At 69.9% G+C, this 23,939-nt stretch carries 21 protein-coding genes; 18 read left to right on the top strand and 3 right to left on the bottom strand.

Going from position 1 to position 23,939, the window contains the following annotated elements; genetic code table 11:
- Positions 1-48 precede the first annotated feature (48 nt).
- The 16 genes from L2K70_RS20495 to L2K70_RS20420 all read left to right on the top strand — a co-directional run bounded on the left by L2K70_RS20495 (position 49) and on the right by L2K70_RS20420 (position 17,634).
- Positions 49-738, top strand: coding sequence for a demethylmenaquinone methyltransferase (locus L2K70_RS20495; protein ID WP_236405259.1), 690 nt, complete (start codon positions 49-51; stop codon positions 736-738).
- Positions 739-935: 197 nt separating this feature from the next.
- Positions 936-1,295 (top strand): NADH-quinone oxidoreductase subunit A, encoded by a 360-nt coding sequence (locus L2K70_RS20490; protein WP_236405257.1) that lies wholly within the window; start codon positions 936-938, stop codon positions 1,293-1,295.
- A 13-nt stretch (positions 1,296-1,308) separates the two neighbouring features.
- A complete protein-coding gene (locus L2K70_RS20485) occupies positions 1,309-1,863 on the top strand; it encodes a NuoB/complex I 20 kDa subunit family protein (RefSeq protein ID WP_236405255.1) in 555 nt (184 codons plus the stop codon).
- Between the two features lie 185 nt (positions 1,864-2,048).
- The gene (locus L2K70_RS20480) at positions 2,049-2,723 is read left to right on the top strand and encodes an NADH-quinone oxidoreductase subunit C (RefSeq protein ID WP_236405303.1); all 675 of its coding nucleotides are present in this window, start codon (positions 2,049-2,051) and stop codon (positions 2,721-2,723) included.
- Position 2,724: 1 nt separating this feature from the next.
- Positions 2,725-4,065 carry an NADH-quinone oxidoreductase subunit D gene (locus tag L2K70_RS20475; RefSeq protein WP_236405252.1) on the top strand — a complete coding sequence of 447 codons (1,341 nt, stop codon included), beginning with the start codon at positions 2,725-2,727 and terminating at the stop codon, positions 4,063-4,065.
- Positions 4,062-4,751, top strand: a complete 690-nt coding sequence (gene nuoE / locus L2K70_RS20470; protein WP_236405250.1) for an NADH-quinone oxidoreductase subunit NuoE — start codon at positions 4,062-4,064, stop codon at positions 4,749-4,751. Before L2K70_RS20475 ends, nuoE begins: the two co-directional genes overlap by 4 nt.
- A 54-nt stretch (positions 4,752-4,805) precedes the next feature.
- Positions 4,806-6,116 carry an NADH-quinone oxidoreductase subunit NuoF gene (gene nuoF, locus L2K70_RS20465; protein ID WP_236405248.1) on the top strand — a complete coding sequence of 437 codons (1,311 nt, stop codon included), beginning with the start codon at positions 4,806-4,808 and terminating at the stop codon, positions 6,114-6,116.
- Positions 6,113-8,560, top strand: a complete 2,448-nt coding sequence (locus L2K70_RS20460; RefSeq protein WP_236405246.1) for an NADH-quinone oxidoreductase subunit G — start codon at positions 6,113-6,115, stop codon at positions 8,558-8,560. The genes nuoF and L2K70_RS20460 overlap by 4 nt, the downstream gene beginning before the upstream one ends.
- Before the next feature lie 11 nt (positions 8,561-8,571).
- Positions 8,572-9,915: an NADH-quinone oxidoreductase subunit NuoH gene (gene nuoH, locus L2K70_RS20455; RefSeq protein ID WP_372477495.1), complete on the top strand. Its 1,344-nt coding sequence runs from the start codon at positions 8,572-8,574 to the stop codon at positions 9,913-9,915.
- Positions 9,908-10,471: an NADH-quinone oxidoreductase subunit NuoI gene (gene nuoI, locus L2K70_RS20450; protein WP_236405243.1), complete on the top strand. Its 564-nt coding sequence runs from the start codon at positions 9,908-9,910 to the stop codon at positions 10,469-10,471. The genes nuoH and nuoI overlap by 8 nt, the downstream gene beginning before the upstream one ends.
- Positions 10,468-11,280 carry an NADH-quinone oxidoreductase subunit J gene (locus L2K70_RS20445; RefSeq protein ID WP_236405242.1) on the top strand — a complete coding sequence of 271 codons (813 nt, stop codon included), beginning with the start codon at positions 10,468-10,470 and terminating at the stop codon, positions 11,278-11,280. The genes nuoI and L2K70_RS20445 overlap by 4 nt, the downstream gene beginning before the upstream one ends.
- A complete protein-coding gene (gene nuoK, locus L2K70_RS20440; RefSeq protein WP_201932131.1) occupies positions 11,277-11,570 on the top strand; it encodes an NADH-quinone oxidoreductase subunit NuoK in 294 nt (97 codons plus the stop codon). Before L2K70_RS20445 ends, nuoK begins: the two co-directional genes overlap by 4 nt.
- Before the next feature lie 82 nt (positions 11,571-11,652).
- Positions 11,653-13,575 carry an NADH-quinone oxidoreductase subunit L gene (nuoL, locus tag L2K70_RS20435; RefSeq protein ID WP_236405301.1) on the top strand — a complete coding sequence of 641 codons (1,923 nt, stop codon included), beginning with the start codon at positions 11,653-11,655 and terminating at the stop codon, positions 13,573-13,575.
- Positions 13,572-15,050 (top strand): NADH-quinone oxidoreductase subunit M, encoded by a 1,479-nt coding sequence (locus tag L2K70_RS20430; RefSeq protein WP_236405240.1) that lies wholly within the window; start codon positions 13,572-13,574, stop codon positions 15,048-15,050. The genes nuoL and L2K70_RS20430 overlap by 4 nt, the downstream gene beginning before the upstream one ends.
- A complete protein-coding gene (gene nuoN / locus L2K70_RS20425; RefSeq protein WP_236405299.1) occupies positions 15,050-16,639 on the top strand; it encodes an NADH-quinone oxidoreductase subunit NuoN in 1,590 nt (529 codons plus the stop codon). The genes L2K70_RS20430 and nuoN overlap by 1 nt, the downstream gene beginning before the upstream one ends.
- Positions 16,636-17,634 carry a polyprenyl synthetase family protein gene (locus L2K70_RS20420; RefSeq protein WP_236405238.1) on the top strand — a complete coding sequence of 333 codons (999 nt, stop codon included), beginning with the start codon at positions 16,636-16,638 and terminating at the stop codon, positions 17,632-17,634. Before nuoN ends, L2K70_RS20420 begins: the two co-directional genes overlap by 4 nt.
- A gap of 316 nt (positions 17,635-17,950) precedes the next feature.
- On the opposite strand, the gene rarD is transcribed toward L2K70_RS20420, so the two are convergent.
- On the bottom strand, positions 17,951-18,859 hold the full coding sequence (rarD, locus tag L2K70_RS20415) for an EamA family transporter RarD (RefSeq protein WP_236405236.1): 909 nt from the start codon (positions 18,857-18,859) through the stop codon (positions 17,951-17,953).
- A 109-nt stretch (positions 18,860-18,968) separates the two neighbouring features.
- On the opposite strand from rarD, the gene L2K70_RS20410 reads away from it, so the two are divergent.
- Positions 18,969-19,379, top strand: a complete 411-nt coding sequence (locus tag L2K70_RS20410; RefSeq protein WP_236405234.1) for a hypothetical protein — start codon at positions 18,969-18,971, stop codon at positions 19,377-19,379.
- 16 nt (positions 19,380-19,395) lie between these two features.
- On the opposite strand, the gene L2K70_RS20405 is transcribed toward L2K70_RS20410, so the two are convergent.
- Positions 19,396-20,541 carry a 2-oxoacid:ferredoxin oxidoreductase subunit beta gene (locus tag L2K70_RS20405; RefSeq protein ID WP_236405232.1) on the bottom strand — a complete coding sequence of 382 codons (1,146 nt, stop codon included), beginning with the start codon at positions 20,539-20,541 and terminating at the stop codon, positions 19,396-19,398.
- Complete coding sequence (locus L2K70_RS20400) at positions 20,541-22,466, bottom strand: 2-oxoacid:acceptor oxidoreductase subunit alpha (RefSeq protein ID WP_236405230.1); 1,926 nt, start codon at positions 22,464-22,466, stop codon at positions 20,541-20,543. Before L2K70_RS20400 ends, L2K70_RS20405 begins: the two co-directional genes overlap by 1 nt.
- A gap of 276 nt (positions 22,467-22,742) precedes the next feature.
- Between L2K70_RS20400 and L2K70_RS20395 the strand changes: the two genes are divergently transcribed.
- A complete protein-coding gene (locus tag L2K70_RS20395) occupies positions 22,743-23,792 on the top strand; it encodes a sulfate ABC transporter substrate-binding protein (RefSeq protein ID WP_236405228.1) in 1,050 nt (349 codons plus the stop codon).
- Positions 23,793-23,939 lie beyond the last annotated feature (147 nt).

The following is a 23,939-nucleotide window of genomic DNA, read 5'->3' as shown; positions in this document are numbered from 1 at the left end:
GGCGCCCCAGGTTGCTCCCGGCCCGCGGAAGCCGCCTACGCTTCCGACGTGGCCCGCGCTGACCTGGACAAGCAACCGACCGACGTCCGTCGCATGTTCGACACCGTCGCCAAGCGCTACGACCTGACCAACGACCTGATGACGGCCGGTATCCAGCGCAGCTGGCGCCGCTCGATGGTCGCGGCGGTCGACCCGCACCGGGGCGACCTCGTGCTCGACCTCGCCGCCGGCACCGGCTGCTCCAGCGAGCCCTTCGGGGCGTACGGCGCCACGGCGGTCGCCTGCGACTTCTCGGTCGGGATGCTCCAGCAGGGCAAGAAGGACCGTCCGGCCCTGCCGTTCGTGGCCGGCGACGGCACCCGGCTGCCGTTCCTCGACGACACCTTCGACGCGGTGACGATCTCCTACGGACTGCGCAACTTCGTCGACCCGGTCGCGGGCCTGAGGGAGATGCGTCGGGTCACCCGCCCCGGCGGCCGGCTCGTGGTGTGCGAGTTCAGCACCCCCACCAACGGCGCCTTCCGCAGCCTCTACATGGACGGCTTCATGCAGGCGCTGCCGAGGATCGCCTCGCTGACGGCCAGCGCCTCGGACGCCTACGTCTACCTCGCGGAGTCGATTCGCGCCTGGCCCGACCAGGAGGGCCTCGCGGCGCTCGTCGCCGAGGCCGGCTGGCAGGCGCCGGAGTGGCGCAACCTCACCGGCGGCATCGTCGCCCTGCACCGCGCGACGGCCTGACCCGGGCGTCACCCGGCGCGCCATTTAAGACACGTCCCTGTGGCGTAAATCCGCAGGTCAGGACCGGTGCGAACGGTCGTGACCCCGACGTGGCGCAGGTCGCACGAGAGTCCTAGACTGTGGCCCGCGCCACTCGTGAAGGCATTCACAAAGTCACATGCCCACGGCCCCCGGCGCGATGGACCGGAAGGGAATCGATGGAGCTCTACACGCCGATCCTGGTGCTGGCACTCCTCGCGACGGGCTTCGCGGTGTTCTCCGTGGTGGTCAGCTCGTTGACGGGTCCGAAGCGCTACAACAGGGCCAAGCTCGACTCCTACGAGTGCGGCATCGAGCCGACGCCGCAGCCCGTGGGTGGCGGCCGCTTCCCGGTCAAGTACTTCATCACGGCGATGCTCTTCATCGTCTTCGACATCGAGATCATCTTCCTCTACCCGTGGGCCGTGCACTTCGAGGCGATGCGCCTCTTCGGCCTCGTCGAGATGGTCCTGTTCATCGCCACTGTCTTCGTCGCGTACGCCTACGTGTGGCGCCGCGGCGGTCTCGACTGGGACTGAGGGAGCGCACCACATGGGACTCGAAGAGAAGCTGCCGTCCGGCGTCCTGCTGACCACGGTCGAGGGCGTCGCGGGCTACATGCGCAAGGCCTCGTTCTGGCCCGCCACCTTCGGCCTGGCCTGCTGCGCCATCGAGATGATGACGACCGGTGGACCCAAGTACGACCTCGCGCGCTTCGGCATGGAGGTGTTCCGGGCCAGCCCGCGCCAGGCCGACCTGATGATCGTCGCCGGCCGCGTGAGCCAGAAGATGGCCCCCGTCCTGCGCCAGATCTACGACCAGATGCCCGAGCCCAAGTGGGTCCTCGCGATGGGTGTCTGCGCCTCGTCCGGCGGCATGTTCAACAACTACGCGGTGGTGCAGGGCGTCGACCACGTCGTCCCGGTCGACATGTACCTCCCCGGCTGCCCGCCGCGTCCGGAGATGCTCATCGACGCGATCCTCAAGCTCCACGACCAGGTCCAGGCCACCAAGCTCGGTGCCCACCGCAGGACCGAGGTCGCCGAGCTCGAGACCGCCGCCCTCCGCGCCCTGCCCACCTCGGAGATGAAGGGCCTGCTCCGTTGACAGACACGCCTGACGAGAAGCACGACGAGAAGGCCGCGGGCGCCGCGAAGGACGAGTCGGACGACAAGACCGACAAGAACGAGTCGGCCCGGCCGGCCGAGGAGCGCAACCTCGACGCCGCGAAGGAGAAGACCGGCACCGGGAGCGGTGTCGAGCAGCCTGCGCCCGACCAGTCCCCGGAGAACGTGCCGGCACCCACCGGGGAGGTCCGCGCGGTCGGCGTACGCCACGGGATGTTCGGCGCCTCGGGCACCGGCGACACCTCCGGCTACGGCGGCCTGGTCAGCAGCAAGCTCTTCCCGGCCGCGACGCAGAAGCCCTACGGCGGCTGGTTCGACGAGGTGTCCGACGCCCTCGAGGAGCGCCTCGAGGCGACCGAGCTGACCTCCGCGATCGAGAGCGTGGTCGTCCACCGCGGCGAGATCACCTTCCACGTCCGTCGCGAGGACCTCCCGTTCGTCGCGCAGATGCTGCGTGACGACGAGCGGCTGCGCTTCGAGTTCTGCTCCGGCGTGAGCGGCGTGCACTACCCCGAGGACACCGGGCGTGAGCTCCACGCGGTCTACCACCTGACCTCGATGACCCACAACCGTCGCATCCGCGTCGAGGTGACCGCGCCCGACAGCGACCCGCACGTGCCCAGCCTGGTGAGCATCTACCCCACCCTCGACTGGCACGAGCGCGAGACCTACGACATGTTCGGGCTGGTCTTCGACGGCCACCCCGCTCTGACCCGGGTGCTCATGCCGGACGACTGGCCCGGCCACCCGCAGCGCAAGGACTACCCGCTCGGCGGCATCCCCGTGGAGTACAAGGGCGGTTCCATCCCTCCGCCGGACCAGCGCAGGAGCTACAACTGACATGACGACCGACCAGGACTTCTACGCAGCGCCCGGCGACACCAGCCAGGGCAGGGTCTTCACCGTCACGGGTCAGGACTGGGACTCGATCACGCAGAGCATCGGCGAGTCCGCCGAGGAGCGCGTGGTCGTCAACATGGGTCCGCAGCACCCGTCCACCCACGGCGTGCTCCGCCTGATCCTCGAGCTGGAGGGGGAGACGGTCACCGAGGCCCGCTGCGGCATCGGCTACCTCCACACCGGCATCGAGAAGAACATGGAGTACCGCTCCTGGGTGCAGGGCACGACCTTCTGCACCCGCATGGACTACCTCTCGCCGTTCTTCAACGAGATGGCCTACGTGCTGGGCGTCGAGCGGCTGCTCGACATCGAGGACGAGGTCCCGGAGAAGGCGCAGGTGATGCGCGTCCTGCTGATGGAGCTCAACCGCATCTCCTCCCACCTGGTCTGCATCGCCACCGGCGGCATGGAGATCGGCGCGCTGACCGTCATGACGATCGGCTTCCGTGAGCGCGAGCTCGTGCTCGACCTGTTCGAGCTCATCACCGGACTCCGGATGAACCACGCGTTCATCCGTCCCGGCGGTGTGGCGCAGGACCTCCCGCCCGGCGCGCTCGACGAGATCCGCGACTTCATCGCCCTGATGAAGAAGCGCCTGCCCGAGTACGCCGCCCTCTGCAACGCGAACCCGATCTTCAAGGGTCGCCTCGAGGGCGTCGGCCACCTCGACCTCGCCGGCTGCATGGCGCTCGGCCTCACCGGCCCGGTGCTGCGCTCGACCGGCTACGCCTGGGACCTCCGCAAGACCCAGCCCTACAGCGGCTACGAGGACTACGACTTCGAGGTCCAGACCTGGGACACCTGCGACTCCTACGGTCGCTTCCGGATCCGGCTCAACGAGATGTGGGAGTCGCTCAAGATCGTCGAGCAGTGCACCAACCGGCTCGCCGGCCTCGAGGGCGCGCCCGTCATGGTCGGCGACAAGAAGATCGCGTGGCCCAGCCAGCTCGCCATCGGCAGCGACGGCATGGGCAACAGCCTCGACCACATCCGCCACATCATGGGCGAGTCCATGGAGGCGCTGATCCACCACTTCAAGCTGGTCACCGAGGGCTTCCGGGTCCCCGCCGGCCAGGCCTACGTGCCGATCGAGTCGCCGCGCGGCGAGCTGGGTGCCCACGTCGTCTCCGACGGCGGTACGCGCCCCTTCCGCGCGCACTTCCGCGACCCGTCGTTCACCAACCTGCAGGCCACGAGCGTGATGAGCGAGGGCGGCATGGTCGCCGACGTCATCGTCGCGATCGCGTCCATCGATCCCGTGATGGGAGGCGTCGACCGATGACCCTGGACACCAAGACGTGGGACGAGCTGCGCGAGATCGCGGCCCGCTACCCCGAGGCCCGCTCCGGGCTGCTGCCGATGCTGCACCTGGTGCAGTCGGTGGAGGGCCGCGTCACCCCCGAGGGGATCGAGGCGTGCGCCGAGGTCCTCGGCATCAGCGCCGCCGAGGTCAACGGCGTCGCGACGTTCTACACGATGTACAAGCGCAAGCCGGTCGGCGACTACCACGTCGGCGTCTGCACCAACACGCTGTGCGCCGTGATGGGCGGCGACCTGATCTTCGAGCGGCTCAAGGACCACCTCGACGTCGGCAACGACGAGACCACCCCCGAGGAAGAGGGTCGGCGAAGCATCACCCTCGAGCACATCGAGTGCAACGCGGCCTGCGACTACGCCCCGGTGATGATGGTCAACTGGGAGTTCATGGACAACCAGACCCCGGAGTCGGCCGTCCAGGTCGTCGACGACCTGCGCGCCGGCAACGAGGTCCACTCCACCCGCGGCCCGAGGCTGTGCACGTGGCGGGAGGCCGAGCGCGTGCTCGCCGGCTTCCCCGACGACCGCGCCGACGAGGGCCCGGCCGCAGGCGAGCCGTCCCTGGTGGGACTGAAGATCGCCCGCGAGCGGGGCTGGACGGCCGGCGGCACCTACGGCTCGCGTGCGAGCGACGAGGGAGAGAGCAAGTGACCGTGTTTCGAGGCTCGCTCCGCTCGCACCTCCACAACAGAGAGAGGGCACTCCGTGGCTGACACACTGACCCCGGTCCTCACCGACAACTGGGACGTCGAGCGGTCCTGGACCCTCGCCTCCTACGAGGAGCGCGGTGGGTACGCCGCCCTCGACACAGCCTTCGCGATGGCGCCCGACGACGTGATCAACGCCGTCAAGGAGTCCGGGCTGCGCGGCCGCGGGGGAGCGGGCTTCCCCACCGGCATGAAGTGGGGCTTCATCCCGCAGGACAACCCGAAGCCGAAGTACCTCGTCGTCAACGCCGACGAGTCGGAGCCGGGCACCTGCAAGGACACCCCGCTGATGCTGGCCAGCCCCCACACGCTGGTCGAGGGCGTCATCATCAGCTCCTACGCGATCCGCGCCAACACCGCGTTCATCTACGTCCGCGGCGAGATCCTCCACGTCATCCGCCGCCTCCAGCGCGCGGTGCAGGAGGCCTACCTGGCCGGGCACCTCGGCAAGAACATCCACGGCTCGGGCTTCGACCTCGACCTGATCGTCCACGCCGGGGCGGGGGCCTACATCTGCGGTGAGGAGACGGCGCTGCTCGAGGGCCTCGAGGGCCGTCGCGGCCAGCCCCGCCTGCGTCCGCCGTTCCCGGCGGTCGCCGGGCTCTACGCGAGCCCGACCGTGATCAACAACGTCGAGTCGATCGCCTCGGTGCCGAGCATCATCGCCAACGGTGCCGCCTGGTTCGCCGGCATGGGCACGGAGAAGTCCAACGGCTACGGCATCTTCAGCCTGTCCGGCCACGTCACCAGGCCGGGCCAGTACGAGGCCCCGCTGGGCATCACGCTGCGTGAGCTGATCGACCTCGCCGGCGGCATGCGCGAGGGCCACGAGCTGAAGTTCTGGACGCCCGGTGGCTCCAGCACCCCGCTCCTGACACCCGAGCACCTCGACGTGCCGCTCGACTTCGAGTCGGTCGGCGCCGCGGGCTCCATGCTCGGCACCCGTGCGCTGCAGCTCTTCGACGAGACGACGTGCGTCGTGCGGGCGGTGCTGCGGTGGACCGAGTTCTACAAGCACGAGTCCTGCGGCAAGTGCACCCCGTGCCGCGAGGGCACGTGGTGGCTGACGCAGACCCTGGCCAAGCTCGAGAAGGGTGAGGGCAGCGAGTCCGACCTCGACCTGCTCCTCGACCAGTGCGACAACATCCTCGGCCGCTCGTTCTGCGCGCTCGGTGACGGCGCCACGAGCCCGATCTCGAGCTCGATCCAGCACTTCCGCGACGAGTACCTCGCACACCTGTCCCACGGCGGCTGCCCGTTCGACCCGGCCGCCTCGACCGCCTTCGCCCCTGCGGGAGCCACTGCATGACCACGACCGACAAGGCGCCCGACAAGGTCGACACCGACCTCGTCACGCTGACCATCGACGGCGTCCAGGTGAGCGTCCCCAAGGACACCCTGGTGATCCGCGCCGCCGAGCAGGTCGGCGTACAGATCCCGCGGTTCTGCGACCACCCGCTGCTCGACCCGGTGGGTGCGTGCCGCCAGTGCCTGGTGGACATCCCCGACGCCGGCAACGGCCGCGGGTTCCCCAAGCCGCAGGCCTCCTGCACGCTGCCCGTCGCCGAGGGCATGGTCGTCAACACCCAGGCGACCAGCGAGGTGGCCGACAAGGCCCAGCAGGGCGTGATGGAGTTCCTGCTGATCAACCACCCGCTCGACTGCCCCGTCTGCGACAAGGGCGGCGAGTGCCCCCTGCAGAACCAGGCGATGAGCAACGGGCGCGGCGAGAGCCGCTTCGCCGAGAACGGTGGCGTCAAGCGCACGTTCCCCAAGCCGATCAACATCTCCGCCCAGGTGCTGCTCGACCGTGAGCGCTGCGTCCTCTGCGCGCGGTGCACCCGCTTCTCCGAGCAGGTCGCGGGCGACCCGTTCATCGCCCTCGCCGAGCGGGGTGCGCTGCAGCAGGTCGCGATCTACGAGCGCGAGCCCTACGAGAGCTACTTCTCCGGCAACGCGATCCAGATCTGCCCGGTCGGCGCGCTGACCTCGGCCGACTACCGCTTCCGCTCGCGTCCCTTCGACCTGGTCTCCACGCCGAGCGTGGCCGAGCACGACGCCTGCGGCGCCGCGATCCGCGTCGACCACCGCCGCGGCAAGGTGATGCGGCGGCTGGCCGGCAACGAGCCCGAGATCAACGAGGAGTGGATCAGCGACAAGGACCGGTTCGCGTTCCGCTACGCGCAGGTCGAGGACCGGATCACCTACCCGCAGATCCGCGAGGACGGTGAGCTCCGTCCCGCGTCGTGGACCGAGGCGTTCGCCGTCGCAGCCCGAGGCCTGCGCGACGCCGGTGCCGGCGCGGTGCTCACGGGTGGTCGCCTGACCGCCGAGGACGCCTACGCCTACGCCAAGTTCGCCCGCGTCTCGCTCGGCACCAACGACATCGACTTCCGTGCCCGTCCGCACAGCGCCGAGGAGGCCTCGTTCCTGGCCTCGCGCGTGGCGCTGTCCGGCGAGGTGACCTACGCCGACCTCGAGGCCGCCCCCGTCGTCGTGCTGCTCGGCCTCGAGCCCGAGGACGAGGCGGCGACGATCTTCCTGCGGCTGCGCAAGGCCGCCCGCAACGGTCGTACGCAGGTCGTCTCCGTCGCGCCGTGGAGCTCGCGCGGGCTGAAGAAGATGAAGGGCCGCCTGGTCCCCGCCGCGCCCGGCGCCGAGGTCGAGGTGATCGGCTCGCTCGCCGACGCCGAGCACGGCGTCTCCAAGGACGCGGTCATCCTGGTCGGCGAGCGCCTCGCCGCCACGCACGGCGCCCTGTCGGCCGCCGCCGACCTCGCCGCCCGCACCGGTGCCCGCCTCGCGTGGGTCCCGCGTCGCGCCGGCGACCGCGGCGCGGTCGAGGCAGGCGCGCTGCCCAACCTGCTGCCCGGTGGCCGGCCCGTCGGCGAGGCCTCGGCCCGCGTCGACGTCGCCGCCGCGTGGGGAGTCGGCTCGCTGCCCGCCAAGGCCGGACGCGACGGCAACGCCATCGTCGCCGCGCTCGCCAAGGGTGACCTGGGTGGGCTCGTCGTCGGTGGGGTCGACCCCGACGACACCGTCGACCCGGCTGCGTTCCGCACCGCCCTCGACGCGGCCCGATTCGTCGTCAGCCTGGAGCTGCGCGCGACCGACGTGACGGCCGCGGCCGACGTCGTGCTGCCGGTGGCGCCGGTGACCGACAAGGCCGGCACGTTCGTGACCTGGGACGGGCGCGCGCGCGAGTTCCCCGCCGTCTTCTCCAACCCTGCCTCCCTGCCGGACCTGCGTGTCCTCGCCGGCATCGCCGACGAGCTCGCGGCGCTGGGTCACGGCTCCTCGCTCGGCTTCCGAACGGTCGCCGAGGCGCGCGCCGAGATGCAGTCGCTCGGCCCGTGGGACGGCGAGCGTCCGACCCTCGACGCCGGCAAGGCCCCGAAGCCGCCCAAGGCGGGCAAGGCGGGCTCGTTCGCGCTGGCCACCTGGAAGCAGCTCATCGACCTCGGGTCGATGCAGGACGGCGAGGCGCACCTGCGCGCCACCGCCCGCCCGCCGGTCGTCCGCCTCAACCGCGCGGCCTACGAGTCGGTGTTCGGCCTCCTGGACGACACCGAGCCCGGCGGCGCCCGGCTCGCCCAGGTCACCGGTGACCGTGGCAGCATCACGCTGCCGGTGGTGGTCGCCGACCTGCCCGACGGCGTGGTCTGGGTGCCGGCCCGGTCCTTCGGCCGCGGCGTCCTCGCCGAGCTCGCCTCGCCGGGCAGCACGGTCACCGTGAAGGGAGCCTCCCGATGATGGGCACAGCGATGGGCATCCTGCCGCTGGCGGCAGACCTGCCCGACCCCGACCTGGCCCAGTTCGGCCAGGACCCGTGGTGGATCATCCTGATCAAGGCCGTCGGGATCTTCGTGATCCTGGTCCTGCTCACGCTGTTCAACATCTGGTTCGAGCGCCGCGTCGTGGCCCGCATGCAGCACCGCGTCGGCCCCAACGTGCACGGCCCCTTCGGCCTCCTGCAGTCGCTGGCCGACGGCGTCAAGCTGGCGCTGAAGGAGGACATCGTCCCGAAGGCGGCCGACAAGGTCGTCTTCATCCTCGCGCCCGTCATCGCGGTGGTGCCCGCCTTCGTGACATGGTCGGTGATCCCGCTCGGTCCCGAGGTCAACCTCTTCGGCCACCGCACCCCGCTGCAGCTCACCGACATGCCGGTCGCCGTGCTCTTCATGCTCGCGATCGCCTCGATCGGCATCTACGGCATCGTCCTCGGCGGCTGGTCGTCCGGGTCGACGTACTCCCTGCTCGGCGGCCTGCGCTCGAGCGCGCAGATGATCTCCTACGAGGTCGCGATGGGCCTCGCGCTCGTCGCGGTCTTCCTCTACGCCGGCTCCATGTCGACCTCGGAGATCGTCGCCGCGCAGGACCGGTTGTGGTTCGGCCTCATCCTCGCGCCGTCGTTCGTGATCTACGTGATCTCGATGGTCGGTGAGACCAACCGCGCACCCTTCGACCTCCCCGAGGCGGAGGGCGAGCTGGTCGGCGGGTTCCACACCGAGTACTCCAGCCTGAAGTTCGCGCTGTTCTTCCTCGCCGAGTACATCAACCTCGCGACCGTGTCGGCGATCGCCACCACGCTGTTCCTCGGCGGCTGGGCCGCTCCGTGGGGCATCGAGAACGTGTGGGAGGGCGCCAACAGCGGCTACTGGCCACTGCTCTGGTTCTTCGGCAAGGTCTTCATCTTCATCTTCCTGTTCGTCTGGCTGCGCGGCTCGCTGCCCCGCATGCGCTACGACCAGTTCATGGCGCTGGGCTGGAAGATCCTGATCCCGGTCGCGCTCGCCTGGACGGTCGCGGTCGCCACGATCCGCGTCATCTCGCTCGAGGCGGACAACGGCATCAACCGCACCTACCTCGTCGCCGCGATCGCCGTGCTGCTCGTCCTGACCGTCGGGCTGATGTTCCTGCCCGAGCGCACGGACGACGAGGACGCGACCGAGGCGGCCGACGAGCCGCACGACGCGTTCGCGGGCGGCTTCCCCGTGCCGCCGATGCCGGCGGGAGGTGCCGTCCGTGGTGCCGCCCAGCCGCTGACCTTCAGCCCGGGTCGTACCACCGTCACTGCAACGGCAGAGTCCGAGGAGAACCATGAGTGAGTCCAGCTCCGGCTCGGAGTCGAAGGGCATCAAGGAGAGCCTCTGGGACCCGATCGCCGGGTTCGGGGTGACCTTCCGCACGATGTTCAAGAAGGTGGTCACCGAGCAGTACCCCTTCGAGAAGGTCCCGACCGCGCCGCGCTTCCACGGCCGCCACCAGCTCAACCGCTGGCCCGACGGCCTCGAGAAGTGCATCGGCTGCGAGCTGTGCGCGTGGGCCTGCCCGGCCGACGCCATCTACGTCGAGGGCGCGTCCAACAGCGACGTGCCCGATGCCGATGGCAACAGCCAGCGCTACAGCCCCGGTGAGCGCTACGGCCGCGTCTACCAGATCAACTACCTGCGCTGCATCCTGTGCGGGCTCTGCATCGAGGCGTGCCCGACGCGCGCGCTGACGATGACCAACGAGTACGAGCTCGCGGACAACAACCGCGCGGACCTGATCTACGAGAAGTCCGACCTGCTCGCGCCGCTGCTGCCCGGCATGGAGCAGCCGCCGCACGAGATGAAGCTCGGCGACGACGAGGGCGACTACTACCGGGGGGCGACGCGATGACCTTCTGGATCCTCGCCCCGCTGATGGTGCTCGCCGCGCTGGGCATCCTCTTCGTCCGCAAGGCCGTCCACGCCGCGCTGCTGCTCGCCGTGGTCATGATCGGCCTGGCGTTCCTCTACGCCGTCATGGACGCGCCGTTCCTCTTCGCGGTGCAGATCATCGTCTACACCGGCGCCATCCTCATGCTGTTCCTCTTCGTGATGATGCTGATCGGTGTCGACGCCTCCGACTCGACCGTGGAGACGATCCGCGGCCAGCGCGCGATGGCGATCGTGCTCGGCCTGCTCTTCGGCACCGTGCTCGTCGTCGGGATCAGCCAGGTCACCTACGGGACCGTGGTCGGCCTCGACACCGCCAACAGCGGCGGCAACGTCCCGGCGATCGCCAACATCCTGTTCTCCCGCTACGTCTTCGCCTTCGAGGCCACGAGCGCCCTCCTCATCACCGCGGTGCTCGGCGCGATGGTGCTCGCCCACCGCGAGCGGCTCACGCCGAAGCCCACGCAGGCCGCCCTCGCCGCCCAGCGCATCCGCGACTACGCCGAGCACGGCAAGCACCCCGGTCCGCTGCCCTCGCCCGGTGTCTACGCCCGCCACAACGCGGTCGACACCCCGGCACTGCTGCCCGACGGCACGGCCGCCGAGTCCTCGGTCTCCCGCGTCCTCGCGGCCCGCGGCACCGTCCGGTCCGCTCCGGCGCTGGCCGACGACATCGACGACGTGACCCGGCAGATCGGCGACCCGGCCCACATGCCCGAGACGTCCGGCAAGGCCGGCTCGCCCGAGAACACGACGGAGGACGTCAAGTGACCCAGTACGTCGTCCTGTCCGCGATCCTGTTCACGATCGGCTGCGTGGGTGTCCTCACCCGGCGCAACGCGCTGGTGGTGTTCATGTGCGTCGAGCTGATGCTCAACGCCTGCAACCTCGCGTTCGTCGCCTTCGCGCGCCAGCACGGCAACCTCGACGGCCAGATCACCGCCTTCTTCGTGATGGTGGTGGCGGCGGCCGAGGTCGTGATCGGGCTCGCGATCATCATGACCATCTTCCGCACGCGACGCTCGGCCTCGGTCGACGACGCCAGCCTGCTGAAGTACTGAGGGAGCACCTGTGAACCTCTTGTCCCAGACGATCCTCCTCGCTCCCTCGCTGGAGGAGGGCGGCGCCGCCCACGCGCCCGTCGTGGCCCCGGACACCGGCGCCGGCGGCGTCTTCGACCTGCTGTGGCTGGTCATCGCGCTCCCGCTGCTCGGCGCCTTCCTGCTCCTCGCCGTCGCGCCGTTCCTGCCCGCCTCGGCCAAGGCCACCGCGGACAGGCACGGCCACCTGCTGGGCACGGCCATGTCTGCGCTGTCGTTCGTGCTCAGCCTGGTGCTCTTCCTCTCGCTCCTCGGCCGCGGTGCCGAGCAGCGTCAGGTCGGCCAGCACCTGTGGACCTGGTTCGAGACCGGCTCGATCAACGTCGGCATGGACCTGCTCTACGACCAGCTGGCCGCGCTGTTCCTCCTGCTGATCACCGGTGTGGGCTCGCTGATCCACGTCTACGCCATCGGCTACATGGAGCACGACCCGCGCCGTCGCCGGTTCTTCGGCTACCTCAACCTCTTCGTCGCGGCGATGCTCACGCTGATCCTCTCGGCGAACTTCGTCGGCCTGTTCCTCGGCTGGGAGGGCGTCGGCCTTGCGTCGTACCTGCTCATCGGCTTCTGGCAGCACAAGCCGTCGGCGGCCGCCGCAGCCAAGAAGGCCTTCGTCATCAACCGTGTCGGTGACATCGGGCTGTCGCTGGCGATCGCGCTGATGTTCGCGACCTTCGGGACGACCGACTTCGGCGGCGTCAGCGAGGTCGCGGGGGAGGCCAGCCAGTCCACGCTCAACGCGCTCGGCCTGCTACTGCTCCTCGGCGCCTGCGGCAAGTCGGCGCAGGTGCCGCTGCAGGCCTGGTTGCTCGACGCCATGGAGGGCCCGACCCCGGTGTCGGCCCTCATCCACGCGGCCACGATGGTCACGGCCGGCGTCTACCTGGTCGTGCGGTCCAACTTCATCTTCGAGCTCACCCCCGTCGCGCAGACCGCCGTGGTCGTCGTGGCCACGGTGACGCTGCTCTGGGGTGCCGTGCTCGGGTGCGCGAAGGACGACATCAAGAAGGCGCTGGCCGGCTCGACGATGAGCCAGATCGGCTACATGATGCTCGCCGCCGGGCTCGGCCCCGTGGGCTACCCGTTCGCGATCTTCCACCTGCTCACGCACGGCTTCTTCAAGGCCAACATGTTCCTCGGCGCCGGCTCGGTCATGCACGGCATGGACGACGACGTCGACATGCGCCACTACGGCGCGCTCAACAAGGCGATGCCGGTGACCTTCCTGACCTTCGCGATGGGCTACCTCGCGATCATCGGGTTCCCGGGCTTCTCCGGCTTCTGGTCCAAGGACCGCATCATCGAGTCGGCGCTCGCCGACAACCTGCTGGTGGGCCTGCTGGCCCTGCTCGGTGCCGGCATCACCGCGTTCTACATGACGCGACTGATGCTGATGACCTTCTTCACCGAGAAGCGCTGGGCGAAGGACGTGCACCCGCACGAGTCGCCCAGGGTGATGACCGTCCCGCTGATCGTGCTGGCTGCGCTCTCCGTCCTCGGTGGCGTGCTGCTGCTGGGTGACTGGATCGTGAACTGGCTCGAGCCGGTGACCGGTGCTGCCGAGCACCACGAGCCGCCGCTGCCCGCCCTGGTGATCACGCTGATCATCACCGCGGTCGTCGCGATCGGCGTCGCCACCGCCTGGTTCCTGGTCGGCAAGCGCGACGTGCCGCGCGCGGCCCCGCAGGACGTGTCGTTCGCGACCCGCGCTGCGCGTGCCGACCTCTACGGCGACGCGTTCAACGACGCGGTCGTCGTACGTCCGGGGGCGTCGCTGGTCGGCGGCCTCGCGACGTTCGACCGGGTCGGCGTCGACGGAGCGGTCGAGGGCGGCTCCGCCGCGGTCGGCGGCCTGTCCACGACGATGCGCCGCCTGCAGAACGGCTTCGTCCGCTCCTACGCCCTGTCCGTCCTCGCCGGTGCGCTGCTCCTCGTCCTGGCCCTCCTGGCGGTGAACCTCGCATGATCCTCACCATCCTCATCCTCCTGCCGCTGGTCGGCGCCGTCGTGACGGCGTTCTCGCCCCACGCGGTCGCCCGGCTCGTCGGCCTCGGCTTCTCCGGCGCCACGCTGGTCGCCGCCGTCGTGGCGGCGGTCCAGTACCAGGCCGACGGCGGCATGCAGCTGACCGAGACCTACTCGTGGATCGACTCGCTCGGCGTGCACTACGCGCTCGGCGTCGACGGGCTGGGCATCTTGATGGTGCTGCTCACCGTGGTCCTCGTGCCGATCGTCCTCCTGGCGGGCTGGCGCGAGTCCGACGCACCGGGCAACAACGGTGCCAAGGCGTTCTTCGCCTGGACCCTCGCCCTCGAGGCGATGTCCCTGGCGGTCTTCACGGCGACCGACGTGCTGCTGTTCTACGTCGTCTTCGAGGCCACGCTGATCCCGGCGTACTTCCTCATCGGCGGTTTCGGCCGCAGCGGTCGCGGCCGCGCGGCGACGAAGTTCCTGATCTACCAGCTCGCCGGCGGGCTCGTGATGCTCGCCTCGGTGATCGGCCTCTACGTCGTCTCGGCCAACGACGGCAACCCGAGCTTCCTGCTCAGCGACCTCGCCGCGATCGACATCGACCCGATCACCCAGCGCTGGCTCTTCGTCGGCTTCTTCATCGCCTTCGCGATCAAGGCGCCGATGTTCCCGGTCCACACCTGGCTGGCAGACACGACCGAGAAGGCGACGCCCGGCACCTCGGTGCTGCTGGTGTGCATCCTCGACAAGATCGGCACCTTCGGCATGCTGCGGTTCTGCCTCGGCCTGCTGCCGGACGCCTCGCAGTGGGCGACGCCGGTCGTGGTGGTGCTCGCGCTCATCTCGATCATCTACGGCGCGCTCGTCGCCATCGGCCAGGACGACGTCCTGCGCCTCATCGGTCTCACGTCGCTGTCGCACTTCGGCTTCATCGTGCTCGGCATCTTCGTCTTCAGCTCGACCGGCGGCACCGGCGCGATCCTCTACATGGTCAACCACGGAATCGCGACCGCGCTGATGTTCCTGGTCGCCGGCTTCCTCATCCGGCGCACCGGCACGGCATCGATCCGCGAGATGGGTGGCGTGGAGAAGTCGGCGCCCGTGCTCGCCGGGTTCTTCCTCGTCGGCGGCCTGGCGGCGTGCGGCCTGCCCGGGCTCTCGCCGTTCGTCTCGGAGATGATGGTCATCATCGCCGCGTTCGACCACCACTGGCTGGTGGGCGCGGTCGCGGTCCTCGCGATCGTCCTGGCGGCGTTCTACGCGCTCTGGATGTACCAGCGCACGATGACCGGCCCCGGGCTCTCCGCCGTGGAGGACCTCGATCGACGTGAGGTCGGCATCCTCGCCCCGCTCGCGCTGGCGCTCGTGCTCTTCGGCTTCTTCCCGATGCCGCTGCTCGACGTCATCAACCCCGTCGTCCACGACACCCTCGCCGGGGTGGGCGTCGCCCAGGAGGCTGGTCAGCAGTGATCGAGTTCAGCAAGCCCAGCATCGAGTACTTCGAGCTCTGGCCGCTCCTCCTCGTCTTCGGCGTCGCCTGCCTCGGCGTCGTCGTGGAGGCCTTCGTTCCGCGCGCCCTGCGCTACCTCACCCAGGTCGTCCTCGCGCTCGTCGGCCTGGCCGGGGCGCTCGTGGGCGTGGTGCTCGTCGCGCGGGACGTGAAGACGTACGACGACGGCGCTGCGCGAGGCGTCCTCGCGGTCGGCGGCACGGTCGCCGTCGACGGGCCGAGCCTCTTCATCTGGGGCCTCGTGCTGGCCCTCGGCATCGGCGGCATCCTGCTCTTCGCCGAGCGCCACCTCGACGGCGGTCTCTCGGCCTTCGCCGGCCAGGCCTCAGCGGTCCCGGGCACCGACGCCGAGACCGCCGCGGTCGCCGCCCAGCGCGAGCACACCGAGATCTACCCGCTGATGATGTTCGCGGTGTTCGGGATGATGCTCTTCCCGGCGGCCAACGACCTGCTCACCATGTTCGTCGGCCTCGAGGTGCTCTCGCTCCCGCTCTACCTGCTGTGCGGGCTGGCGCGCCGTCGCCGCCTGCTCAGCCAGGAGGCGGCGCTCAAGTACTTCCTCCTCGGCGCCTTCTCCTCCGGCTTCTTCCTCTACGGCGCCGCGCTGCTCTACGGCTACGCGGGATCCATGGACTTCGCCGCGATCAACGAGGCCGTCCGCAACGACGTCGGCAGCAACAGCCTGCTCCTGATCGGCACGGGCCTGCTCTCGGTCGGCCTGCTCTTCAAGGTCGGCGCGGTCCCGTTCCAGGCGTGGACCCCCGACGTCTACCAGGGCGCCCCGACCCCGGTCACCGCCTTCATGGCCGCCGGCACCAAGGTCGCGGCCTTCGGCGCGATCATGCGCCTGTTCTACGTCGCCCTCGGCGCCGACCGGTGGTCGTGGCAGCCGATGATGTGGATCATCGCGGTCCTCTCGATGGTGGTCGGTGCCGCGCTCGCGATCACCCAGAGCGACATCAAGCGCCTGCTGGCCTACTCCTCCGTCGCGCACACGGGCTTCATCCTCACCGGCGTCCTCGGCCTGCAGGCCTCCGACCAGCTCGCCGTCGGCGAGATCACGTCGGTCCAGGCGGTGCTCTTCTACCTGACGACCTACGGCTTCGCGACGCTCGGCGCCTTCGCCGTCGTGAGCCTGGTCCGCGACGCGGGCGGCGAGATGACCGCGATCGACCGGTGGGCCGGGCTCGGCAAGGAATCGCCCGTCGTGGCGGCGGTCTTCGCGTTCTTCCTGCTCGCGATGGCCGGCATCCCGCTGACCTCCGGGTTCGTCGGCAAGCTCGCGGTGTTCTCCGTGGCGCTCGCCGCCGGTGCGTGGCCCGTCGTGGTCGCCGCCGTGCTCGCGAGCATCGTGGCCGCGTTCCTCTACATCAAGGTCATCAAGGTCATGTACTTCGACGAGCCGGTCGGCGACGGACCGAGCGTCGCGTACCCGTCCGTCCTGACCGCGACGACCATCGCCGTGGGTGCCGCGGTGACCCTGGTGCTGGGCGTCCTGCCGGGTCCGGTGCTCGACCTCGCGGCCGTTGCTGGAGAATTCATCAGGTGAGTGACTCGCCCCTCGCCATGCCCGTCGTCGACGCTGCGCTCGAGCAGCGTCTCGTCGCTCGGCTGGCCCGCATCGAGGAGCTGCTCGTCGAGCACTGCCGCGCGCGGACGCCCTTCGTCACCGAGGCGGCGACCCACCTGATGACGGCCGGCGGCAAGCGGTTCCGGCCGCTGCTCGTCCTGCTCGCCGCCGAGGCCGGACCGCACCCCCAGGCCGACGAGGTGGACACCGCGGCCTGCGTCGTGGAGCTCACCCACGTCGCCTCGCTCTACCACGACGACGTCATGGACGAGGCCGCCCTGCGCCGCGGCGCCGACACGGCCAACGCGCGCTGGGACAACCACGTCGCGATCCTCACCGGAGACTTCCTGTTCGGGAAGTCCTCGGAGCTCACCGCCGACCTCGGCCCGGACGCCGTACGGATCCAGGCGCAGACGTTCACCAGCCTCGTCGAGGGCCAGATCCTCGAGACGGTGGAGCCCGGTCCCGACGAGGACCCGCTGGCGCACTACCTCGAGGTCGTGGCCGGCAAGACCGGCTCGCTGATCGCGACCTCCGCACGCTACGGCGCGATGTTCTCCGGAGCCTCGCCCGAGGTGGTCGAGGCGCTGCGCGCCTACGGCGAGATCGTCGGCTCCACCTTCCAGCTCTCGGACGACATCCTCGACATCGCCTCCGAGTCGCACACCTCCGGCAAGACACCCGGCACGGACCTCCGCGAGGGCGTCCCGACCCTGCCCAGCCTGATGGCGCAGGCCTCGACCGACCCGGCCGACGCCCGGCTCCTCGAGCTGCTGGGCCGCCCGCTCACCGACGACGCCGAGCACGCCGAGGCCCTCGACCTGCTCCGCAAGCATCCGGCGATGGACCAGGCGCGCGCCTACGTCCTCGGCCAGGCGACCGTCGCCAAGCAGCACCTCGAGGTGCTGGAGCCGGGCCCCGTGCGTACGGCGCTCGCGTCCTTCGTCGACGTCGTCGCCACCCGCTCGGCCTAGGGATCGCCCGAACCGTCAGCGGTGCGCGACGGGCATTTCGGCCCGCTCGGAGCCGCTTCTCCCGCCGCTCGCCCGCGTGTCGTACGGCGGCGCGCCGGCCGGCGGTGGGTGAGGGGCATTGTGCGGCCTCCGGATCCTCCTCACGCACCGCTCGAGCCGCGAGCGGTGGTGGAGCGACATTTCGCGCGCCCGGAATGTGGGTGGACCACCGCTCGAGCGCGTGTCGTCGGGCGGCGCGCCCGCGGGCGGTGGTGGAGCGACATTCCCCGCACCCGGAATGTGGGTGGACCACCGCTCGAGCGATGACCGGAAGGCCTCAGACGGCGGAGGCGTGCGCGACCAGCCGGAGCTGGTGGCGCCGGTGGTTGAGTGCCTCGATGGTGAAGACGACGAGCGCGAGCCAGACCAGGCAGAAGCCGATCCATCGACTGGCCGGCATCGCCTCGTCGAAGACCGTGAGACCGAGGGCGAACTGGATGGTCGGGGCGAGGTACTGCAGCAGCCCGAGAGACACCATGGAGACGCGGATCGCGGCCGCGCCGAAGAGCATCAACGGGACCGCGGTGATGACGCCGGTGGTGGTGAAGAGCAGCGCGTGGCCCAGGCCGTGGGACCCGAAGCTCGACGCCCCGGTGGCCATGAGCCACACGATGTACGCCACGGCGAACGGCGTCAGGACGGCGGTCTCGACCGTGATGCTCTCCACCGCTCCCACCCCGGCCTGCTTCTTGAGCAGCCCGTACGTACCGAACGAGAACGCCAGCAGGAGGGCGATCCAGGGCGGACGTCCGTAGTCGACCGCGAGGACGACGACCGCCACGAACGCGATCGCCATCGCGACCCACTGCAGCCGGCGCAGCCGTTCGCCGAGGACCAGCACGCCCATCAGCACTGTCACGAGCGGGTTGATGAAGTAGCCGAGTGCGGTCTCGACGACCCGGCCGTTGTTGACGCCCCAGATGTAGCCGCCCCAGTTGAGGGTGATCACCACGGCGGCGCAACAGATCAGCAGCAGGCGCCGACGGTCGCGCAGGAGCGCCTTGAGCTGGGGCACCCGACGGAGCGCGACCACCAGGACGACCATGACGACGCTCGACCACGCGATCCGGTGGGCGAGGATCTCGAGGGCGCCGCCCGGCTCGAGCAGGGTCCAGTAGAGCGGAAAGGTCCCCCACAGGAAGTAGGCCAGCGCGCCGAGCAGAAGTCCACGGCGGCTGTCTGGCACTCCCGAAGTCTAGGACCGCGGCGTCGCCTACGATGGGGCGGTCCGGGGTTGGGACCCCGCGTCACCCGAAGTCAGTCAACCGAGGTCGTCTCTCGAGGGGGAGTTCCACATGCGCAAGCTCCGCGCTGTCCTGGCAGTACTCATCGCCGCTCTGCTCGTCGGAGGTGTGCTCGCGACGGGCGCCACCGCCGGCTCGCTGCCCAAGCGGATCATCGACGAGGTCCCGCCAGGCACCAAGCAGGTGTCCTACAACGCGTTCAAGCTCAAGGGCACGGTGATGGAGCCGCAGGCCGACGGCACGCTGCTGCCCTACGCCAACCAGAAGGTGAAGATCCTCAAGAAGGCGTGCGGCACCTGCCAGTGGAAGACGGTCAAGAAGGTGAAGACCAACGACGCCGGCGCCTACAAGACGCGGATCTACGCGCCGTCGAAGGGTCGCTGGAAGTGGCGCTCGAAGGTCGACCACTCCAACGGCTACGGCAACACCAAGGGCAAGATCTGGACGCTCTACTTCGACTGACCCGATCGCGGGACGATCAGAGGATCGTCCAGGTGTCACCGCCGCCGATCAGCCCCGCCAACCGGGCGGACTGGTCGGCGGTGTCGTCCCCGGACGCCGCGCTGCGCGACGCCGCGACCTGCTCGCGTGCCGCGTCGTCGTACGTCGTCCGCTCGACCTGGCGGAAGATGCCGATCGGTGAGGTGTTGAGGTATCCCGAGTCGGTCAGTCGCGAGATCGCGAAGGCCATCGTCGGGTCGGGGCTGTGCGCGTCGTGGACCACGATGTCGGCCGCGTCGACGTCGGTCGTCGCGACGACCTTCACGCCACCGGTCGCCTGGTCGCGGATCAGCGCCTTGGAGCCCTTTCCAACGAGCGGGCCGTCCTCGAACTGGGCGCCGAACGTGACCGGCTCGCCGTGCACGAGCGGGATGATCGCGTCGGCCTTGGTCTCGGGCGACTTGATGGCGTCGAACGCGCCGTCGTTGAAGATCGGGCAGTTCTGGTAGATCTCGACCAGCGAGGTGCCGCGGTGCGCGGCGGCCGCGGCGAGCACGGACGTCAGGTGCTTGCGGTCGGAGTCGATCGTGCGGGCCACGAAGGTCGCCTCCGCGCCGAGCGCGAGCGAGACCGGGTTGAACGGGTGGTCGAGCGAGCCCATCGGGGTCGACTTGGTGACCTTGCCCGTCTCCGAGGTGGGGGAGTACTGGCCCTTGGTCAGGCCGTAGATCCGGTTGTTGAACAGCAGGATCGTCATGTTCACGTTGCGGCGCAGCGCGTGGATGAGGTGGTTGCCGCCGATCGACAGCGCGTCGCCGTCGCCGGTGACGACCCACACCGACAGGTCCTCGCGCGCGGTGGCGATGCCGGTCGCGATCGACGGCGCGCGGCCGTGGATCGAGTGCATGCCGTAGGTGTCGAGGTAGTAGGGGAAGCGCGACGAGCAGCCGATGCCGGAGACGAAGACAATGTTCTCGCGGCGCAGGCCGAGGTCGGGCAGGAACGACTGGACGGCCTTGAGAACGGCGTAGTCACCGCACCCGGGGCACCAGCGGACCTCCTGGTCGGAGGTGAACTCCTTTGCCGTCTGCGCGCCGTCGGCCTCCGAGTCGTGGCTGGGCACCAGCTCCGTGCCGGAACGGAGGCCCGGGAGGCCGAGATCCGTCAAGGGGGTCGTGCTCATCAGATGTGCTCCTTCTGCGTGGGCTCGCCCCAGACGCCCAGCTCGATGTCGATCCCCTCGGCCTGGCCGACCAGCTCACCGATCGCGTGGGCGAGCTCGGTGGCCTTGAGGGGCAGTCCGCGGACGTGGTTGTAGCCGACGGCGTCGACGAGGTACTTGGCCCGCAGCAGCAGCGAGAGCTGGCCGAGGTTCATCTCCGGCACCAGCACCTTGTCGTAGCCCTTCAGCACCTCGCCGAGGTTGCTCGGGAACGGGTTGAGGTGGCGCAGGTGCGCCTGCGCGACCTTGTAGCCGGCCTTGCGGACCCGGCGGACGCCGGCGCCGATCGGGCCGTAGGTGCTGCCCCATCCGATGACGAGCACCTTCGCCTCGCCCGACGGGTCGTCGACCTCGACCGGGGGGATGGTCTCGGCGATCCGGTCGACCTTGGCCTGGCGGGTGCGGACCATGAAGTCGTGGTTGGCCGGGTCGTAGGAGATGTTGCCGTGCCCGTCGCCCTTCTCCAGGCCGCCGATGCGGTGCTCGAGGCCCGGGGTGCCGGGGATGGCCCACGGGCGCGCGAGCGTGGCCTCGTCGCGCAGGTAGGGCCAGAACTCGGCGTCGTCCCCCGAGCCGTGGTTCTTCTCGGTCGCGAAGGCCGGGTCGATCACCGGCAGCTCGTCGATCGTCGGGACCCGCCACGGCTCGGAGCCGTTGGCGAGGTAGCCGTCGGAGAGCAGCAGCACGGGCGTGCGGTAGGTGACGGCGATGCGGGCCGCCTCGACCGCCGCCGCGAAGCAGTCGCCGGGCGACTGCGGTGCCACGACCGGCACGGGCGCCTCGCCGTTGCGGCCGAACATCGCCTGCAGCAGGTCGGCCTGCTCGGTCTTGGTGGGCAGGCCGGTCGAGGGACCGCCGCGCTGGACGTCCACGACGACGAGCGGCAGCTCGGTCATCACCGCGAGGCCGATCGCCTCGGACTTGAGCGCCACGCCGGGGCCCGAGGTCGACGTCACGCCGAGGTGACCGGCGTACGACGCCCCGATGGCGGCGCCGACGCCCGCGATCTCGTCCTCGGCCTGGAACGTCGTGACGCCGAAGGACTTGTGCTTCGACAGCTCGTGAAGGATGTCGGAGGCCGGGGTGATGGGGTAGGTGCCCAGGAACAGCGGGAGACCGGACTGGACGCTGCCGGCGACGAGGCCGTAGGCGAGCGCGAGGTTGCCGGTGATGTTGCGGTAGGTGCCGGGCGGCAGGGTCGCGGGCTTGATCTCGTACTGGACGGCGAACGCCTCGGTCGTCTCGCCGAAGTTCCAGCCGGCCTTGAAGGCGGCGATGTTGGCGTCGCGGATGTCGGGGACCTTGGCGAACCGCTTCTCGAGGAACGTGGTGGTCGGGTCGGTCGGGCGGCCGTACATCCACGACAGGAGGCCGAGAGCGAACATGTTCTTCGCCCGGGACGCGTCCTTGCGGGACAGCCCGTAGTCCTTGACCGCCTCGACCGTCATCCCCGTCAGGTCGACGGTGTGGACGGCGTACGCGTCGAGGCTGTCGCCCTCAAGCGGGTTGTCCTGGTAGCCGGCCTTGGTGAGGTTGCGCGCGGTGAAGTCGTGGGTGTCGACGATGATCGTCGCGCCCTTGTGCAGGTCGCCGAGGTTGGCCCGTAGCGCGGCCGGGTTCATCGCCACGAGCACGTCGGGGGCGTCGCCCGCGGTGAGGATGTCGTGGTCGGCGAAGTGGACCTGGAACGACGACACGCCAGGGAGGGTGCCCTGGGGGGCACGGATCTCGGCGGGGAAGTTGGGCAGCGTCACCAGGTCGTTGCCGAAGGCCGCGGTCTCCTGGGTGAACCGGTCACCGGTCAGCTGCATGCCGTCGCCGGAGTCGCCTGCGAACCGGATGATGACGCGGTCGAGCTGCTTGACCTGCTTGGCGGGTCCACTCACCTGTTGTGCCCTGCTTCCGTGCGTGCTGCGTGCGTGTCTGCTGCGTGTCGGGGGACGTTTCCCCGACTTCCCAGAGTAGTCGGGCACGGGTGGTCTGGACGTCCGTCCCCACGTGATGGACGCCTCGTCGAGGCCGTTCCCACGCGTGATCCACGCGCGGACACCGGTGTCGTGATCCACGACACGCGCTCGAGGAACGGGCAATGTCATCGCCATCCATAAAGTCATGTATCTTTCTCGACATTGCTCACCGATCCAGAAAGTCGAGATCCCCCCATGCAGATCCGTTCACGTGCCGCCCTCGCGGCCGCTCTCGTCGGGCCCCTGGCCCTGTCCGCCTGCTCGGGCGACGCGGAGGGCTCTGGCTCCGGTGATGGAGGCAAGACGAACCTCGCCGTCGTGGGCTTCTCCGTGATGGAGACCCCCAACGACGCCCTGTTCAAGGCCTTCGAGGAGACCGACGCGGGCAAGGACGTCACCTTCGACGGCCCGGCCTACGGCGCGTCCGGCGACATGAGCCGCGGCGTCGTCGACGGCCAGGACGCCGACCTGGTCCACTTCTCGCTCGAGCCCGACATGACCCGCCTCGTCGACGCCGGCATCGTCGCCGACGACTGGAAGGACGGCGACACCAAGGGCATCTGCACGCAGTCCGTCGTGGTGATGGTCGTGCCCAAGGGCAACCCCAAGAACATCGACAGCTGGGACGACCTCGTCAAGGACGACGTCTCCATCGTCACGCCCAACCCGGCCTCCTCGGGCTCGGCCAAGTGGAACCTGCTCGCGGCCTACGGCTCGGTGATCTCCGACGGCGGCAGCGAGGACGACGCCAAGGCGTACATGACCGACTTCTTCGACCACGTCTCCGCGCTGCCCGACTCGGGCCGCGACGCCACGACCGCCTTCACCGCGGGCCAGGGTGACGTGCTGCTCTCCTACGAGAACGAGGCCATCCTCGCGCGGCAGAACGGTGAGGACTTCGACTACGTCGTGCCCGACACCACCCTGCTGATCGAGAACCCGTGCGCCGTGACCGAGGACGCGCCCGACGTGGCGTCCGACTTCCTCGACTACCAGCGCTCGGAGGAGGGCCAGAAGCTGTACGCCGGCTTCGGCTTCCGCCCGCTCACCGATGTCGGGGACGTGCAGGTCGAGGGTGCCCTCGACCCGGCGAACGCGTTCCCCGAGCCGGCCACCGAGCTCACCATCGACGGTGACTTCAACGGCTGGGGCGAGGCCAACGACAAGTTCTTCGGCGACGGCGAGGACGGCAACACCCTCGGCATCATCACCGAGATCCAGGCCGGCTCCGGGGTCGGTAGCTGACCTTGGCAACGGCAACTCTCACGACCGGTCGCCCGGCGCGCAAGCGCCGGGCGACCCGGCCGCGTGCCCTCGGTGCCAGCGCGAGCCTCGGCCTCGGCGTCGGACTGCTCTGGTTCAGCCTGCTGGGGGTGATACCCCGGTGCGCCG

Origin of the sequence: Nocardioides potassii (assembly GCF_021648885.1) — a bacterium.
Taxonomy (GTDB): domain Bacteria; phylum Actinomycetota; class Actinomycetes; order Propionibacteriales; family Nocardioidaceae; genus Nocardioides; species Nocardioides potassii.
Note: the sequence above shows the minus strand (reverse complement) of the source record. Positions and strands in the feature narration are given on the sequence as shown.

Bases quoted from the DNA above. Each gene is read 5' to 3' on its own strand.
- L2K70_RS20490 (WP_236405257.1), top strand. From the start codon at position 936: ATGGAGCTCTACACGCCGATCCTGGTGCTGGCACTCCTCGCGACGGGC.
- L2K70_RS20485 (WP_236405255.1), top strand. From the start codon at position 1,309: ATGGGACTCGAAGAGAAGCTGCCGTCCGGCGTCCTGCTGACCACGGTC.
- L2K70_RS20475 (WP_236405252.1), top strand. From the start codon at position 2,725: ATGACGACCGACCAGGACTTCTACGCAGCGCCCGGCGACACCAGCCAG.
- nuoE (WP_236405250.1), top strand. From the start codon at position 4,062: ATGACCCTGGACACCAAGACGTGGGACGAGCTGCGCGAGATCGCGGCC.
- L2K70_RS20460 (WP_236405246.1), top strand. From the start codon at position 6,113: ATGACCACGACCGACAAGGCGCCCGACAAGGTCGACACCGACCTCGTC.
- nuoH (WP_372477495.1), top strand. From the start codon at position 8,572: ATGGGCATCCTGCCGCTGGCGGCAGACCTGCCCGACCCCGACCTGGCC.
- nuoI (WP_236405243.1), top strand. From the start codon at position 9,908: ATGAGTGAGTCCAGCTCCGGCTCGGAGTCGAAGGGCATCAAGGAGAGC.
- L2K70_RS20445 (WP_236405242.1), top strand. From the start codon at position 10,468: ATGACCTTCTGGATCCTCGCCCCGCTGATGGTGCTCGCCGCGCTGGGC.
- L2K70_RS20430 (WP_236405240.1), top strand. From the start codon at position 13,572: ATGATCCTCACCATCCTCATCCTCCTGCCGCTGGTCGGCGCCGTCGTG.
- L2K70_RS20410 (WP_236405234.1), top strand. From the start codon at position 18,969: ATGCGCAAGCTCCGCGCTGTCCTGGCAGTACTCATCGCCGCTCTGCTC.
- L2K70_RS20405 (WP_236405232.1), bottom strand. From the start codon at position 20,541: ATGAGCACGACCCCCTTGACGGATCTCGGCCTCCCGGGCCTCCGTTCC.
- L2K70_RS20395 (WP_236405228.1), top strand. From the start codon at position 22,743: ATGCAGATCCGTTCACGTGCCGCCCTCGCGGCCGCTCTCGTCGGGCCC.